This is a genomic window from Mucilaginibacter sp., from assembly GCF_028288225.1.
Lineage (GTDB): Bacteria > Bacteroidota > Bacteroidia > Sphingobacteriales > Sphingobacteriaceae > Mucilaginibacter.
In genome coordinates this window covers 12,731-27,805 of sequence record NZ_JAQBOC010000061.1, presented here as the reverse complement: position 1 = coordinate 27,805, position 15,075 = coordinate 12,731, and the positions used below count along the sequence as shown (strand labels likewise).

Below are 15,075 nucleotides of genomic sequence, written 5' to 3'. Positions count from 1 at the left end.
AATAAATCGTGACTTACGTCTGTTTTCTGTCGAAAACAGCCTGCTGAAGTGAGTAATACACAAAAAAGGCGTTTGGTGAAGCCAATAAACCCGCTTGCGGCGGCCCGGCCTGATGCCGCGCAAATTCCTGGTTGGCCTGCCATAAGCGCCATTGCACAGAGGGCTGATTTACCAGGTCTGTACAACCTGAAAGATTAATGTCCGGGCTGTTCGGATGATGTGAAATAGAAAGGTGCACATCTTTCGGCAGCCCAGGGATGCCAACATTGGTCGCGGCTTCCTTAAAACGGATAAAAAAATCTTCAAATGCAAAGCTATTCAAAGATTTAGCCATGTTTATTTGCCACTCAGTAATTGAAACAAATGGATCTCGCTGAAATGCTGGTAAGTATACACATAGGCGATCGCGACCACTACAGATAGCAGGTTGCCGATCAGGTAATAATCATTGAACCCGTCCAAATCAGCTTTAGGTTCCTCATGTTTCAGCCTGGTCGCCAGTTTAAGGGCGCTGAAAAAGGTCAATGCCTGGGTGTAGCCATTCGTCAGCGTAACAAATAAAAACACCCGTTCGGCTATCCCTTTGAAAATCGCCTTAAAATTAAGGCCGATCTGGTGATAGAAAATCTGCGCAATCGCAGCAAAAATAAAAGCGATAAAAACCTCCGTAATAACAAATAGCAGGCTTAAGATCAAAAATTCAGGCATGTTGGATTCCTCCTATATAACTGGCTACTTCTTTTAAAGCAAAGTAAGCATTTATTTTTAAGTTCTTTTTCCGTTTCCACATCAAAGAGCGCTCCTTCTGCAACGCCATCGCCACCCTTTTGTAGTCCTTAAACTCTAAAAAAGCCGTAACCAGGTAAAAATCCCGCTCCGGGTTCCAGTCGTCAATGATATCCTGTAAAGCAGTGAATACATTACCTAACGCGTTCTTCTGCGGCTGGTCCTTCAGCCAAAAGAAAAAGCGCAAATCGTCTTTTTTCAAATTTTCCAGGTATTTCCGCGCCCTTGTTAATCCATCACCCAGCATGCCGTAAGCGATCTCCGTATTGACAGGTGTTTCAATCAAACCCTCCACAATAACGTACCTTAACTTAAAGTCTTTACCATTCCGCACAATGGCTTCTTCCAAATCTAATACTACATTCACCGCATCCTTAATATTATCCAGCACCCCCTGAAACTCATCCCCCAGTGTGATCGTTAGCGGTGAAACCAGGGTATTTTTTCTTGACACATTTACCCCGCTTACCAGCTCCTTGAAATCTGCCATGAGCAGCGCCTGATCTTCATCACGGCTGCCGATTACATCGGCCATTATAATGATGTATTCTTTCATGTTTCAAATATAATGAAACATTTATAATTATTTCATAAATAGTGAAATAATTTGTACTATTTCATAAGTAGTGAAATAATTCATATCATTATAAAAATTCTGGAAGAAGCTGCTGTGCCAATTGCGAAGAAAGCGCATAAAGAGGCCAAGGTTTTCATGTCCGGCGGGGCAAAGAGCCTGGCTCATTTACCGGAACAGGCGCTTAGCTGATTCGAATGCATGCGCCCGGATTGGATAGCTTATGGGTCTGTTTGAGTCCCCCGTTACTGGACGGTGATCTGTTTCGGATCTGTTACCATAATTTCCGGCTTGCCTTTATACGCAACAACAATACCTGTAACGCAGATTTTCTTGTCTTTAAACGCTTCTTCCGGAGCAACGGTAAATTTCGAACGGTCACTTCCTTTAATCATAATCGTGATTTTTTGATTAGGATAAGCTCCCCCCAGGCTGAGCAGCGTCATTTGGGAACCATCTATCAACCTGGTCGTATACACCTGATCGCAAACAGTTTGTTGTGCAGTTTGGGCGCCCTGGTTTTGCGCCATTGCCGGTGGCGGGATCATAGCGCCGTTAACCGGCCCTCCTTTAAATACCTCATTCAATACGCCCGCTAACCTAATTCCCGCCTTTTCAATGCGCTCCTCTATGATTCCTATATGCGCCTGGTAGTAATCATCCCCTATGCTCCTGCCCTTCATCGCATCAATTTCTGCGTATAATTTCGAACTGATTTGTTTCATTCCTTTACATATATTAGCTACTTAATGACCGACATCGAAAAGTTCGGTAATGCTGCTGTTCTGTAATGAATAAGTTTTCATAAAACAACTTTTTAATGTAAAAAAGAGGCAATTGCAAATCGATCAGCGATTGCCCCACTCTCATTTGCCTGGATCAAAACCTGCCCGTACATTTCCTTCTTTATGAATATATGAGTGTTTGTTTGCTTTGATATTTTGTTTTACGATCTGCTGAATGATAAAACAAAACTATAGCGAAACCGGACACTGTGCATTGATGTATGGTAAGAAATGATTATGGATGAGATTTAAAAATGGGGGTCCGGCTCTTTTCTAACCAGACACTTTCAAGCGTAATACTGAGGTAGCAGGCGATAAACTACTCACCTAATCACGCCCTTTTCTGTCAGGGATAGGTGGATAAATAGGGGTTTCGAGCAAAATACAAAAACTTACAATTGTTTGATTTTCAATCTATTTGATGTTACCACCGAAATGTGCGGAGAGGGAGGGAACAACCGATAGATACCCTAAATTGACCGTTTATTATGAAGCGAAACGACAAACTTTACGGTATTGACTGTAACAAATATACTTACTTATTAAAAAAATTTAAAAAGTATTGCGGCTTTTAATTAGGTTTGAATTGTGAATAGTTTAATGATTTCATAAAAGGGCAATATCCACTTATGCCAGTTTTTTATCGTTTTTTAAATTATTCAGTACATCATCTTACAGCTATTGGTTCTAATTTTTTAATCAAAATTTCATGAAGCGCACTTTTGTTTCCCTTGCGGCTATTATGCTTTTAATACAAAGCCATTGTTTATTTGCCCAGTCCCATAGCACCGGGAGCAGCAAATACGTGATAATGGGTTACATTGGTAGTAAAAACTGGACCAAAGAAGATATCCTTGCTACAAAAATGACTCATATCATTTATGCTTTTGCAAATCTGACCCAGAACGGAGTTTTAGCACCAGCTTCTGTAAAAGACTCAACAAACCTCGCTATATTAAATACGACTAAAGACGAAAATAAAGCGCTTAAGATTTTGATTTCAGTTGGGGGTTGGGGCGGATGTAAATATTTTTCGGATGCTTCTTTAACTGCCGAATCCAGGGCGAAATTTATTGCAAGCGCATTAGCATTCATTGAGAAATTTAAACTTGACGGGATTGACATTGACTGGGAATACCCTGCCCAAATAGGAGCAGGTAATATATACAGGCCGGAAGACAAGCAAAATTTCACTCTGCTGATGAAAGAGTTTCGTGCAGCGCTTGATGAACAGGCTGCTTCAGGCCATCATCAAAACTACCTGTTAACAGCAGCTATGGGAGTAGATACTGCTTATATGAACCATACAGAAGTAGGCCCCGTTAGTAGGTACCTTGATTATGTAAATATAATGACTTACGATATTTATAACGGTAATGATAAAGTAACAGGTCATCAAAGTAATCTTTATCAATCAAAATATGGACATCAAGTCAGGGTTAGCGCTGCTGATGCGATCCAAAACTTTATAAAAGCAGGAGTGCCTGCAAATAAAATAGTGATGGGCTTACCTTTTTATGGCCGCGGCTGGACCATGGTAAATGATCAGGATCGGGGATTATATCAGCCTTCTGCTGGCCATCATTTTTCTTTACCTTATGATTCTCTGGAAAATTCGTACATCAACAAGAATGGTTTTGAAAGATTTTGGGACAAAAAATCGAAAGTACCCTACTTGTGGAACAGTAAAGTCCACACGTTTGTTACTTATAATGACGTAAGGTCATTTAAATATAAGACCAGATATGTGAAAAAGAATAATTTAGCGGGGGTAATGTTTTGGGAATACACGGAAGACTTAAAAAAGCAGGGTTTATTTAATCCCCTGGTTAAATTTATGAATGATTAACCTTGGTTAAAGTTCAATTAAGGAGCTTAGCGCGGAAGGTTATTATAATCAGGATCCATTTTCCGCCAATGAATGTGCTCCGAAAGAATTTCTTTTACTCGGTCTTCAGCAGAAGGAATTAGTAGCGATTTAATTCAAGTGTCTATACTCGCTTGGCGATTTTCCTGTATTTGCTTTGAATATCTTTGTAAAGTGCAAAGGGTGTTCAGGCTACAGTAATTCAACAAGAGTTCGATATTACTAACAATTAAGCCTTGCGAGTGCTATAATTAGTAATTAAACTCATACTTTCTCTTCTTCGAGATAGCCAAACTTTCCAGAATTTAAATCTTCGAATGCTTGATCTATTTCCTCTGCAGTGTTCATTACAAATGGGCCTTTATGTATTGCAGGTTCATTCAATGGCTTTCCATTTAACACCAAAAACTTTGCTTCGCTTGCTGCCTTATCGAGTGAAGCTATAGAAAACTGTTGTTCCTGTGGTAGGTTAGAAGTTCCGAGTATCTTGGTAAGTGCAGTCCTCCCTGTGGATTAAATTTTCAACACGCTCACGTTTGCTAATAATTTTAGCATAGCTTTGTAATATGCCAAAGTATCGTTTTAGAAAGATGTATTTCATCTGTGAGAATAAACAGGTAATTCAACCCAATATATGGGCTACAACCGCACATCAACATAAGGACAAAGCAGATGATGTATTGGCTAATATGGACAAATCAGTAAAGATGTGGGACGTTAACAAGCCGCCTATTACACACAGCGTCGAGGGCTTTTATTTAGTTCATGAGCGTTTGTTTGACGCAATTTTGAAAGAACATGCTAAATAATCGCAATAACCAGTCAATAAATTACTATGGTCAAAGTGTTACTGGATAACCTGCTTCACATTCCAGAATCCGGTGGTCAACGGCCCCATATTTCCAACTTAATGTCTCGTCCTGATTTTACTTGTCGTTACTAATTAAATTGCATAAAAAACGAAACACCTACATCTTTGCCACAAACGCCCTAATGCGTCCCATTACCCCTTCAAAATCAGGTTGGCCATTGTAATACAGCGCTGCAGTCGCTTCATATCGTACCTTATATCTTGCGCGCAACTTTTCGTCTTCTAAAAGAAAAGCCTGGTTTTCGCCTACCGGGATGACGAAATCCGTTGCCGGAAAACGCTTTTTTTTATGCTCCAAATAAGGTGCAGTTCCCAGAAATTCCTGGACCTGCCCGTCAGCCAGCAAAGAATATATATCATAATATTGCCGCATAAAGTTCTGCGTTTCGACACCTGACTCCTGTTCTTTCCGGAACTTAGTGGCAATGGTCTGCAATTTTTCTACAAACGTGTAGCGGTGATCATAGCACTTGATATCAACCGCACGATTATCAACGATCCCGATCCTCTTGTTTTCTGCGGCTCTATCATACGCCCATGAACTGATCGTAAGCGTTGAATTTGGGCTTACTGTATCAAAACCGGCTTCCAGTAAGATCCCTTCCTTAACTCCGGCTATAGCCGGAAAATGTGATTTATAAAATAGCCTGATACCTCCGCTTGTCCCCGAATCATTGTCAAAATTCAGATCACGTTCAATCTTTTCAATACCATCAATTTTGATATTTTCAGCAAGCCAGTCATAAAAAGCCTTACGTGCGGCGACAGTTGCAGTTTTGGTATTGTTAGGGTTTTCATTGATCTTCATCCCGGCAGGCGGGTTGATATGAATATCGATATCTTCAGAAAAACGGTGGATGATTTTATAGGCTTTCGATAGCGAGGTGCCGCCTTTCAACTCGAAATCATGCCCTGATTACTTCAGGCCAAAAAGGGCATGCATGATCCAGTAATCCTTTTCGATCAGACCGGCTAAAATATTTGTTTCACCCTCGATCACCCTGATCAACTCAGGGAAATCCTTGCGGTTATGCAGAAAGCCAGCGGCCATTGTCGAATAATTTTCGTGTCCTGACGCTGCCATATTCCCTTACAGCTTTGGCCAGCTTTTTATGATCCATCTGTCGCACTTTATCTGCTACTTTACCCAATACCATTGTTTTATCTTCGGCAAGCGTATCTACATTATTTACCAGGTCAACCACCAAAAATTCAGGTGTAACCTGTTTTGGAAAATGCGGCTTTTTTAAAAACGTAAAGTGCTTATTGCCCAACGTATATTCTCCATGCCGCTTGTGATTATACACTACCCGTTTATTATATAACTGCGTGGTGCCAACACCCAGACTATTGTAAACATTTGGAGACGTCACCAGAAAACGGTCGTCCTTTAGGAAACTTTTAACCAAAGTCTCTTCATCAGGCGGAACAGCACCATATACAGTTTCCCTGGGATGATAATACATACCTGGTGCTATTTTCTGCAGCGCACCCTCTTTGACCAGCATACCCAAATGCCGGTCAACCGCAGTGGAATACACTTCAAGATCGCTTCTCCTATAAACCTTCCCCCGCTTTAAATGGCGGCGGAGCTCATCTACTTTTGTCATTGCCATAATACGCAAAGATAAATAAAAATGGCGAAAGCTGCAAGGTTATTTATCCAAAATTCATGCAGATTGTCGTAAAATAACTAATTATTGTCGGACTATGTTTTAACATTTACATGTTTAAACATATATAAAATACAGCCTAATTTACATCGGCAGGTGCGGAATTCGAACCATTTTGCACGGTTTTTTTATTGCCAAGGTTCGAATTCCCATAAGATTTGCTATTAATTATATTTAATCATCATTTTCCAGTCTCCTGGGATTTAAAACTTAAAGTATTTAACAGTCATCGAATTTCGACAACTTATTGCCACGTTGCCGAAATATATAACTGATGGCTCTCTATACTGTGTTCCGGCGGCCGGAATGGCGATAAATGTTGAGAACACGCTTTAAATTATGAAAACTATTTAAAATGAGATATCTTGTGAACAATCTTAATTTTATTCACTCATCATGAAACTGCCCTTATCAATTCTCATACTAGTCATTTTTTTTGCCGGACTTTTATCTGGTTGTTCAAAAAAATCATCTTTAGTCCCGGCTCAATCAAATTCAACGTTTACAGTAAGTAGCTTTGCGGGAAGCGGAAGTGTCGGTTCTGGCAACGGTATAGGCACAGCCGCATCGTTTGGCTATCCTATGGGCATTGCTCTGGACAAAAACAATAATTTGTATGTTGCAGATCATGACAATTGTGTTATTAGAAAAATCACACCGGATGGTACGGTAACTATTTATGCGGGAACTGGCAAAAAAGGTAATGATATTGGACCAGCAGCAACATCAACTTTTTATTATCCAACCGCAATCGCCTGTGATGCTAATGGGAATATTTTTGTCAGCGATCAATCAGACCTATTGATCAAAAAAATCACCCCGGATGGGATGGTAAGCATATTTGCCGGCAGCGGCTACATAGGCCAGTCAAATGGCACAGGAGCGGCAGCTTCGTTTCAAGGGATCTACGGTATAACGATAAATTCAGAAGGGACTCTATTCGTTACTGACTTGAATGCGATTCGTAAAATAACTAATCAAGGGGTCGTAAGTACATTTTCAAAAGACCCTTCGTTTAAGACATTGACAGGAATAACAATTGATCAAACCGGAAATTTATATGTCGCTGATAATGCCGGCAATAATATCTTAAAAATAAATCAACAAGCTGAAGTAAGTATTGTAGCGGGGAGTGGCCTTGTTGGAAACGTCGACGGAAAAGGAACCTCAGCTTCTTTTCAACACCCATCTGGAGTGGCGGTCGATTCTAAGTCCAACATTTATGTAACCGACTCTGGTAATAGCCTGATCAGGTTGATATCGCCAGAGGCCATTGTTCAAACCATTGCAGGTAATGGGATGCCGGCTGAAACAAATGGCGTCGGGCTAACATCATCCTTTTTTGGCCCATTCGGAATAGTAATCAATACATCCGGTAATATTTTTATATCGGACGCTGCCGGTAATAAAATCCGTAAAATAACTATAGTTCAATCAAATTAAAAAAATGGTCAAAGCTTATTATATTATTTGCAGCATTGAGAGCCTGCGATAGTCGCACATGACTTCAAAGCCTATTTGTTGCCATTTAAATACTAAAGCTGGCAAATTATGGGTGAACCTACTTGGATCAGGAATGATCGGCGTGGTCGAAATCAAACAACCCCAATTAGCTGATAAGTGAAAAAGGCTGAGAATTCCTGCTTCATGATCCATTTCCGTTTAAAGGCTTCTGCTGCCATTCCGACGGTGGCACGTCCCTAATGGTCGTTTTAGCTGATCCCGTGAAATGGGTATCAACCACCCGGGATATTTACTATCTTCTACAATGGCAAGTTTCAAACTATCTTTGTAAATTACTCGTCTAAAGACCTTAACTCATGAAAAATCCAATGCTTATACTCGCAGTGTTTTTCAGTTGCCTTTTCTGCGTCCAAAAGGCTGCGTTCCAATTTTCTCCATACGGCACAGAAGGTCAAATCGCAGATTAAAAGACCAGCAGTTTTTTAGTATGATATAATAATGTATATTCAATAACAACAGGCCAAATGAATTGGATTAAAGAGTTTTTTAATTTGGCAACTACCACAACAGATCCATTTTTACGGTTTTTATCTCGCCTGACGGAGGATGACATTTATTCCAAATAGCGCTATTTTTGCAATATTCCGGGGGAGCGTTTTGGAAACGCATTTTTTAATGTTTGCAAAAACCTTAATTGTTTGGTCCCCCGGTTTGACCAGATGTAAAGAATCAAATCTGGTGATTTCTCTAAACTTTGGACCGTATGGGGTATATTCGAGCATACCTTTTGAATAATGTTTGTTATCCCCAATTAGATTGATTGTCTTATACTCTCCTGGAGCAATAATTATTGGAAAAAGTTTGCGGTTTTCGTCTTCGATCCGTTTGAAATACGGTTTTGTTGTATCATTTGGAATAATCTCCATTTCGATTTTTGATTCGAGCAACATTTCATTTTGATTACCTTCGTTTTTTAAATCATTGGTATGACAATTTTCTCGTTAACGGAAGGTGTCCGAAATGTAAACACTAATTTATGCCTCAGAAGTACGCTCATAATCCCTGAAAAATTTATGGAGGATTTGATATATGAAATAATTCTGCGCATTAACCTCATCGTTACTTATGGAAGTGTCTTGTTAAATCCACGCTCTTTATTTGCTAAAATAACTTTGGCTTGGTGAAACCAAAAAATAAATGAGAGCTAGCGGCGACTTCTTTTCTTCAAGCGCCTCAAAGAAAATTAGACCGAGTATTTGGACGCTCTCCCGAATATTATGTTAAGTAAATTTTAAACATGAAAACTTACAAACTTTCTTAAGGTTCTCAATGTCAGATATTTGCCACTTATTAGGAAGCGGCCAATAGTCTTAAATCCTGTAAAAGGGGTTCGAAAAATTTCCCCTTGGGGCTACAAAAAACAATACCAAAAGATGCTAAAACCCTGCAAATCCAAAGTTTGCAGGGTTTTTTGTTGATATCAAAACACCCTAATATGCACCAAATCGCAACAAAAATGAGCGTAATTCGGTGCGTAACACATGGAAAAACACTACGCACCGAATTACTTATAATTAATTGATTATCAACATATTCAAATATTAAACATCTTGATAAAAGCAGGCTACAAACTTACTTTTGTTTTACTTTTAAGCTTGTAATTATGAAAAGTAATTTCCATCTGCTTTTTTACATCAGAAAGCAAAAAAACTACAAAGGGGGGCAATGTCCATCTACATGCGCATTACGATTAATGAGCTTCTCTACTTAAATTTACTCCAGTCCAATCCCATGGAATTATCTCCTCCTTTGGATAAACAGGAATGCTCTGTTTTAATTCAATATATTCATTTCCTGTTAAAGCAGATCCATCCGCAAACCAAATTGAACATGGCTTTAGAAAATAGCCGGGCGATGATAAGTTCCCAAAACGATAATAAAATTATAGGCATAAGAATAGCGTGTATTACTCTTTTTTAAAAAAATCACTTTATAATTTGTATTTAGAAAATATTTCTATAAGTTTGAATTGCTTTATAATTAATCCTTATAATTCGAACCTTATCATTTTTAAACCTTATCATTCAAACAAAAAAATCATTATGGGAAATCCAATCGTTAAGAGTTACACTCTTGGTAACGAAGGCAAAATTGTTACTACAGTTACAGGCGATGACAGAGATGTCGCTTCAATAGCGATATTTAAAGTCAACACACAGGTTTATACCACAACACTGAATGCCCTTCAGTTAGATGCAACAACTAAGCATGACCTTATTATTGGATCGCTAACGATCTTGAAAGGTGCCACGCTTTCACTTACCGTTCCGTCAAATTTTCAGCCAGGAAGCGTGTTTTTAAATTGCATGCTCAAATCCGGTGATAATGACCCAGCTCCTTTTTCGGCAATGGTAGCACAGTGGCCTTTAAGCTCTTAGAGTTTTAACAAGCTAATTATATAAATGTGCTTTTCAAGGAAAGCACATTTATTCTCTGTGATCTATCCTAATACCAAGCAGCGATGAAAACAATGAGATTATGTTCGTCGTTCTTGTTGTTGCTATTGTTACCGTACGTGGGGCGATCGCAGGTAATAGAGAACGGAAAATACTATCAAAAGCAGCTGGGCAGTAGTTTTTCAGCAAAAATAAAACCAAGCCAGTCAGGTAAGTATGTGGAACTTGTGCTCGCTTATAAAGAGCAAGCTATTGTAACGCATACTTTAACTGCGACTGACTCGGTAACAGCTATCGATAGCCGTTGGAATACCGGTAGTATAACGGGAACTATAAAGCTAAAGGTTGGTCGTAATCACCAAATAAGTACGCTCGATGCTAACCTAAAGCTTACCGAACCCGGTGACAATAACCAATTTGTAGGGCAGCTGGCCGGCTGGAACACTACCGACCAGACAGGAAGCCAGCAAAGCTATGACCTGGGGACTGTATGTTCGATAAAAACTACGATCAGTGGAGACAATCAAGACATTACAACCATTATTTTTTATTATGTGAATACACCTATGTATAACATAACCCTGACCCCTGTCACTCCTTCAGCTACTATACCTAACGATCTTACAATAGGACGATTGACAATTGCAAAAGGTGCAAAAATAGTAATGCAGGTTCCTTCTAAATTACAGAAGGGTTATATACAGCTTTCCTGCACTATAACAAGTGATGACCATGACCCAGCAAAGTTTAGTGCACAGGTTGCAAGTTGGGACCTGAGCCCATCAATATTTGATCATTAAATATTAGTTATTATGGCTGAATATTTTTTCCCAAGTGCAAATCCATTTTTATTCCTCACCCCGTTAAATGGGGGTGATAAAAGTTGGGTGGGCTACTTATTTAGTACAACGCGTACCCCACCCAAAGATGCTTTTTCCATAGATAACTCATGGAATAAATATGATGGATCGTACATCTATAGCGGACAAGGGCCTGACCTGAGCACTCCGCAAAAAACTGATGACTTTGTTTCAAATACAAGGGACTATATCAGCAAAAATTATGGCAATCAGTTCAATGGGCGGATAATGATGTGGTTGCTTGATCCAAATGCAGCAGAATTAACTTCAAAAAATATAACATCGTTTAATTTCGGCATTTCTACAGGTAGTACTTTTACGACATTTGGGGATCTGAATATTCAAATGACAAATGACCTGACTTATTCTATAACAAGCGGTTGTGTTATAAAACTGTCGGAGAATGATTTTGTATTTGGTTCTGCCGGCGGCAGTAATATCAGCCTGGTTTCGCAATTATACCAAATAAGGGGTAACATAAGCCCCAATTTTGCAAACTTACCTTTGACGGGAAATCTGAGAGGCTCTTTTGGGTATCAGGCAAATTTTCAAACACAACGGGATCAAATGGGCTTATGTGATTTTGATCATATTAATTTTCAATTTTCTTATTTCTATAATAAGGATAATCAATTGATCTCGCAAGATTACCCGATCATTAAACCCTCGAACAAAGGTATCTCTGTTGTGTTTAAATCAAACCTCGACCCGACAGATATTTTAAACAAAATAAATCCATTAAGAACGTGGTTTGCTTTTACGGGGCAGAATTCAGACGGTACCAATACGCAATTAGGCACCTGGCTGCAAACTGACACTGCTTACCAAATCAACCTAAAACCTCATCCCGGCATAGACCCCGTTACCGGACAACCGCTTAGTACCACCGCTATTATGCTGTTTTATAATGCCCAGACTGATCACCCGGAGAATGGGAATTTTTATCTGGCGCCGGGTGGTATACATACGCTTGCATTAGATAACACCAGTATTACTTCCAGGCAAAACTTATTGTGCGGTATTTCGGGAACTGAAATAATCAATTTTCAACCGTGGGATAATACCAAGGGAGACCAGATAGCTTTCATACCCGGCCAAAGCGCTTTCTCACCTGCTTTTCCCATGAAAAATGTATCATTATATGATACAGGTGATGGCAAGGAAAAACTGCTTTTAGATGGCCACTGTTTGACATCGTGGGTGAGCATCTATCCGATTGAACAAGACGCGGTACAACCTAAATATAGTACCCAACCTAAAGGCTCTTCCCTGTATAATAAGGATGCGCTGATAAATAAAACATATGCAGAATTCCTGGGCGGGTTTTCTTCTCCCGTTGTCATAAAAAATGCCCAATCTGTTGCCTTCCCTTTAGTAGCCTACACAGGTATTGTGAAAGGAAATTTTGATGCGGTAACTTTTGAAGCTGAAATATTGAACCCGCACAGAAAAAGTAAAATTATACCACCTCCTTCCGGCACAGCACATTTATACCAGTTATCGGGCTCAGGGGAAACTAAAAAGGCTACTACACCACAGGGGCTTATTGCAACTGTGAACACAAGTGACGGTAGCTGGGCAGAACTTTTAATTGCACGTAATTTTCAACCGGCGCAACAAGACATCAAATTTACCTACCCTAATGCTACGTTATTCCAGGCATTCCAGGTGAGCCAGCAATTTTTAGTAATTACTGAAAATAAAAATTTAGGTACACTCACTTCTACGCTTAATCCAAATGATCTGGCACCTGGGATTGCTTTTTATAACCAAATGAATTTAGAGGCATGGCCTTTTATAATAAATACAGGTTTAAAAAAACAGTTCGGTGATTATACCAATGTGCTTATTTTCAAATTTTGTGAGGGCACGCTTGAGGAAAGGGTGAGAAATCCGCAGAAATGGACACAGGCTAAGGATTTTAACGCCTCGCAGGAAACGCCTGACGCTGCACAATTGGAATTGACTGCCGTATCGCAATGGATACAGGATTATATTGCTGATGCAAAATCACAGCTGAATGTTCATAAGGATACATTTTTTCAAAATTTTGTAAATATTGTTACTGATCCTACCTGGAATGGTGTACTGGCTTTAAAGACTGATATCAACCTTAAAACTTTTCCTTCCGAATTGCAGGGCCTGATAGGCGGCATTGATATATCAAGATTCAACGCGCACCATTTTGGAACACGCGTTAACCCGCTGAGCGCTGCTACAGTAGATATATCGAGCACATCGTCGATGTTTGGGCTGATCAATTATTTTGATAGGGCCTATGAGGCACAATTAAACCAGGGCGGAGATCCCAATACGCCTGTCCAGGCCCCTACGGGTGTGGATTATGACTTTAAGGTATTGAAATTACAGGTGCTTTTTGAAAATGCCGCTGTAAAAGATTTTAGCAGCAAGGCACAGCTTACAATGAATCGCCTTTTCTCTGACAAAGTGATAGGTATCAGAACTAACAGCGGCGTGAATAGTAACAATACCATTGTCTACAACGGCAGCTATCAGAAGCAAGGAGATGCAAAACCTATTTATATATTTGATCAGGTAGGCGATAATCAATTTCTGTTTGACAGCAATGTATTGAATTATGTAGAGGTAATAAAATCTCAATTCAATACGGTTGTTAACCAGGGCAAAACAAATACGGGTCTTGTAAAATCAAGATTTAGCTTCTGGGGATATTTGAGTTTTGACATACCTACCTATATCGATGGCGAGAACACGGTTAATCTTGATTTGTTCTCTTTTGGCAATGTAACGCCGAATACAACATTGATAGGTTTAAGCATCTCGAACCTGGCTATAGAAATGGATTTTGATGTCACTACGCCTACGGTTCGCACTTTCAGCTTTGACACGTCGCATGTTGCTTTTGACTTAAAACAATCTACGAGCAGAAAGGATAGTTTATACCCTAATTTTGCATTGCAACTAAATGGACTGATAAGCGGCAATAAGGATAAAAAACCTATGTCTCTTGGCTACCTGGAGGCAACCACTCAACTTAGCAACAGTTTGCCTGACGGAGATTGGTACGGACTGGATTGTTCTTTAAATCTTGGTACTCCGGGCGCATTGGCATCGGCTGTGGGTTTTAATTCTAATTTATTGCTTGCCTGGGCTCCGGGAAGCAAGGCTACCGACTCCAACTATAACCTGATGGTGGGAATGAAACTTCCGGGCACAGGTGGCGACGCTAAACTATTGAGCCTTCAAGGGGTTCTAAAAGTGAGCATAGCGGATATTAACTTGCTGTATGCTCCCAAACAACAATCATTTCTTCTGAAACTGGTAGATATCGGCGTAAAATTCCTGGGTATAGCGAAGCTGCCACCGGGGGCTACTATCTCTTTCTATTTATTCGGCAATCCTTCGCCCGATACATCGAAGGATACGCTTGGCTGGTATGCCGCGTATGTAAAAGATGATAACGCTTCTAAAATAGCGTCGGAGCCTGCGCCTAAAAAAAGAATTGCTAAACCTGAAACCGAGAAAACTAAATAGTACATGAGAAAACTTTTTTCTTTTTTATAGATCGTGCTTATTATTCCGCTGGTAAATGCACAACAGTCCAAAATCCATGAGTTAAATATTGGTAATCGCGACTTTACCGATCATAGCCATAAGAATAATAACTATGCTGTTATAGCTGAAATAATAATTGACGGGGGGTAATTCTAACACATTTACTTACCTGCTATTTGTAACTATGTATGCCATCAATAAA

The 15,075-nt window shown here is 39.7% G+C and carries 18 protein-coding genes; 7 read left to right on the top strand and 11 right to left on the bottom strand.

Annotation, left to right across the window (positions count from 1 at the left end; genetic code table 11):
- Positions 1-13 precede the first annotated feature (13 nt).
- From JWQ54_RS18610 to JWQ54_RS18595, 4 genes are all read right to left on the bottom strand, one after another.
- The gene (locus tag JWQ54_RS18610; protein ID WP_299587826.1) at positions 14-334 is read right to left on the bottom strand and encodes a hypothetical protein; all 321 of its coding nucleotides are present in this window, start codon (positions 332-334) and stop codon (positions 14-16) included.
- Positions 335-336: 2 nt separating this feature from the next.
- A complete protein-coding gene (locus JWQ54_RS18605; protein WP_299587824.1) occupies positions 337-708 on the bottom strand; it encodes a hypothetical protein in 372 nt (123 codons plus the stop codon).
- Positions 701-1,342 carry a SatD family protein gene (locus JWQ54_RS18600; protein WP_299587822.1) on the bottom strand — a complete coding sequence of 214 codons (642 nt, stop codon included), beginning with the start codon at positions 1,340-1,342 and terminating at the stop codon, positions 701-703. The genes JWQ54_RS18605 and JWQ54_RS18600 overlap by 8 nt, the downstream gene beginning before the upstream one ends.
- Positions 1,343-1,605: 263 nt before the next feature.
- Positions 1,606-2,085 carry a S1/P1 nuclease gene (locus tag JWQ54_RS18595; RefSeq protein WP_299587819.1) on the bottom strand — a complete coding sequence of 160 codons (480 nt, stop codon included), beginning with the start codon at positions 2,083-2,085 and terminating at the stop codon, positions 1,606-1,608.
- A gap of 769 nt (positions 2,086-2,854) precedes the next feature.
- Between JWQ54_RS18595 and JWQ54_RS18590 the strand changes: the two genes are divergently transcribed.
- Entirely contained in the window at positions 2,855-3,994 is a 1,140-nt protein-coding gene (locus JWQ54_RS18590; protein WP_299587818.1) for a glycoside hydrolase family 18 protein, read from the top strand.
- Positions 3,995-4,123: 129 nt separating this feature from the next.
- Here the strand turns inward: JWQ54_RS18590 and JWQ54_RS29205 are convergent, their stop codons facing one another.
- Positions 4,124-4,192 carry a helix-turn-helix transcriptional regulator gene (locus JWQ54_RS29205; RefSeq protein WP_367187111.1) on the bottom strand — a complete coding sequence of 23 codons (69 nt, stop codon included), beginning with the start codon at positions 4,190-4,192 and terminating at the stop codon, positions 4,124-4,126.
- An 84-nt stretch (positions 4,193-4,276) separates the two neighbouring features.
- Positions 4,277-4,456 carry a pirin-like C-terminal cupin domain-containing protein gene (locus JWQ54_RS18585; protein ID WP_299587983.1) on the bottom strand — a complete coding sequence of 60 codons (180 nt, stop codon included), beginning with the start codon at positions 4,454-4,456 and terminating at the stop codon, positions 4,277-4,279.
- Between the two features lie 146 nt (positions 4,457-4,602).
- Between JWQ54_RS18585 and JWQ54_RS18580 the strand changes: the two genes are divergently transcribed.
- Positions 4,603-4,821, top strand: a complete 219-nt coding sequence (locus tag JWQ54_RS18580; RefSeq protein ID WP_299587817.1) for a hypothetical protein — start codon at positions 4,603-4,605, stop codon at positions 4,819-4,821.
- Between the two features lie 159 nt (positions 4,822-4,980).
- On the opposite strand, the gene JWQ54_RS18575 is transcribed toward JWQ54_RS18580, so the two are convergent.
- From JWQ54_RS18575 to JWQ54_RS18565, 3 genes are read right to left on the bottom strand one after another with little or no spacing between them, the layout of a single operon-like run.
- Complete coding sequence (locus tag JWQ54_RS18575) at positions 4,981-5,781, bottom strand: nucleotidyl transferase AbiEii/AbiGii toxin family protein (RefSeq protein ID WP_367187109.1); 801 nt, start codon at positions 5,779-5,781, stop codon at positions 4,981-4,983.
- An 18-nt stretch (positions 5,782-5,799) separates the two neighbouring features.
- Entirely contained in the window at positions 5,800-5,934 is a 135-nt protein-coding gene (locus tag JWQ54_RS18570) for a hypothetical protein (protein ID WP_299587816.1), read from the bottom strand.
- Positions 5,912-6,499 (bottom strand): DUF6088 family protein, encoded by a 588-nt coding sequence (locus JWQ54_RS18565; RefSeq protein WP_299587815.1) that lies wholly within the window; start codon positions 6,497-6,499, stop codon positions 5,912-5,914. Before JWQ54_RS18565 ends, JWQ54_RS18570 begins: the two co-directional genes overlap by 23 nt.
- Before the next feature lie 453 nt (positions 6,500-6,952).
- On the opposite strand from JWQ54_RS18565, the gene JWQ54_RS18560 reads away from it, so the two are divergent.
- Positions 6,953-7,999, top strand: a complete 1,047-nt coding sequence (locus JWQ54_RS18560) for a hypothetical protein (RefSeq protein WP_299587814.1) — start codon at positions 6,953-6,955, stop codon at positions 7,997-7,999.
- An 18-nt stretch (positions 8,000-8,017) separates the two neighbouring features.
- On the opposite strand, the gene JWQ54_RS18555 is transcribed toward JWQ54_RS18560, so the two are convergent.
- Positions 8,018-8,212: a hypothetical protein gene (locus JWQ54_RS18555; protein ID WP_299587813.1), complete on the bottom strand. Its 195-nt coding sequence runs from the start codon at positions 8,210-8,212 to the stop codon at positions 8,018-8,020.
- 395 nt (positions 8,213-8,607) lie between these two features.
- Complete coding sequence (locus tag JWQ54_RS18550) at positions 8,608-8,946, bottom strand: hypothetical protein (RefSeq protein WP_299587812.1); 339 nt, start codon at positions 8,944-8,946, stop codon at positions 8,608-8,610.
- Positions 8,947-9,811: 865 nt separating this feature from the next.
- Here JWQ54_RS18550 and JWQ54_RS18545 point away from each other — a divergent pair.
- From JWQ54_RS18545 to JWQ54_RS18530, 4 genes are all read left to right on the top strand, one after another.
- Positions 9,812-10,000, top strand: a complete 189-nt coding sequence (locus JWQ54_RS18545) for a hypothetical protein (protein WP_299587811.1) — start codon at positions 9,812-9,814, stop codon at positions 9,998-10,000.
- Between the two features lie 122 nt (positions 10,001-10,122).
- Entirely contained in the window at positions 10,123-10,458 is a 336-nt protein-coding gene (locus JWQ54_RS18540) for a hypothetical protein (RefSeq protein ID WP_299587810.1), read from the top strand.
- A gap of 83 nt (positions 10,459-10,541) precedes the next feature.
- Positions 10,542-11,276: a hypothetical protein gene (locus tag JWQ54_RS18535; protein WP_299587808.1), complete on the top strand. Its 735-nt coding sequence runs from the start codon at positions 10,542-10,544 to the stop codon at positions 11,274-11,276.
- Positions 11,277-11,288: 12 nt separating this feature from the next.
- Positions 11,289-14,852, top strand: coding sequence for a hypothetical protein (locus JWQ54_RS18530; protein WP_299587806.1), 3,564 nt, complete (start codon positions 11,289-11,291; stop codon positions 14,850-14,852).
- Positions 14,853-15,075: the final 223 nt, after the last annotated feature.

Coding starts and splice junctions, on each gene's coding strand:
- JWQ54_RS18610 (WP_299587826.1), bottom strand. CDS start 334: ATGGCTAAATCTTTGAATAGCTTTGCATTTGAAGATTTTTTTATCCGT.
- JWQ54_RS18605 (WP_299587824.1), bottom strand. CDS start 708: ATGCCTGAATTTTTGATCTTAAGCCTGCTATTTGTTATTACGGAGGTT.
- JWQ54_RS18600 (WP_299587822.1), bottom strand. CDS start 1,342: ATGAAAGAATACATCATTATAATGGCCGATGTAATCGGCAGCCGTGAT.
- JWQ54_RS18595 (WP_299587819.1), bottom strand. CDS start 2,085: ATGAAACAAATCAGTTCGAAATTATACGCAGAAATTGATGCGATGAAG.
- JWQ54_RS18590 (WP_299587818.1), top strand. CDS start 2,855: ATGAAGCGCACTTTTGTTTCCCTTGCGGCTATTATGCTTTTAATACAA.
- JWQ54_RS18580 (WP_299587817.1), top strand. CDS start 4,603: ATGTATTTCATCTGTGAGAATAAACAGGTAATTCAACCCAATATATGG.
- JWQ54_RS18570 (WP_299587816.1), bottom strand. CDS start 5,934: ATGGCCGCTGGCTTTCTGCATAACCGCAAGGATTTCCCTGAGTTGATC.
- JWQ54_RS18565 (WP_299587815.1), bottom strand. CDS start 6,499: ATGGCAATGACAAAAGTAGATGAGCTCCGCCGCCATTTAAAGCGGGGG.
- JWQ54_RS18560 (WP_299587814.1), top strand. CDS start 6,953: ATGAAACTGCCCTTATCAATTCTCATACTAGTCATTTTTTTTGCCGGA.
- JWQ54_RS18555 (WP_299587813.1), bottom strand. CDS start 8,212: ATGGATCATGAAGCAGGAATTCTCAGCCTTTTTCACTTATCAGCTAAT.
- JWQ54_RS18550 (WP_299587812.1), bottom strand. CDS start 8,946: ATGGAGATTATTCCAAATGATACAACAAAACCGTATTTCAAACGGATC.
- JWQ54_RS18545 (WP_299587811.1), top strand. CDS start 9,812: ATGGAATTATCTCCTCCTTTGGATAAACAGGAATGCTCTGTTTTAATT.
- JWQ54_RS18540 (WP_299587810.1), top strand. CDS start 10,123: ATGGGAAATCCAATCGTTAAGAGTTACACTCTTGGTAACGAAGGCAAA.
- JWQ54_RS18535 (WP_299587808.1), top strand. CDS start 10,542: ATGAAAACAATGAGATTATGTTCGTCGTTCTTGTTGTTGCTATTGTTA.
- JWQ54_RS18530 (WP_299587806.1), top strand. CDS start 11,289: ATGGCTGAATATTTTTTCCCAAGTGCAAATCCATTTTTATTCCTCACC.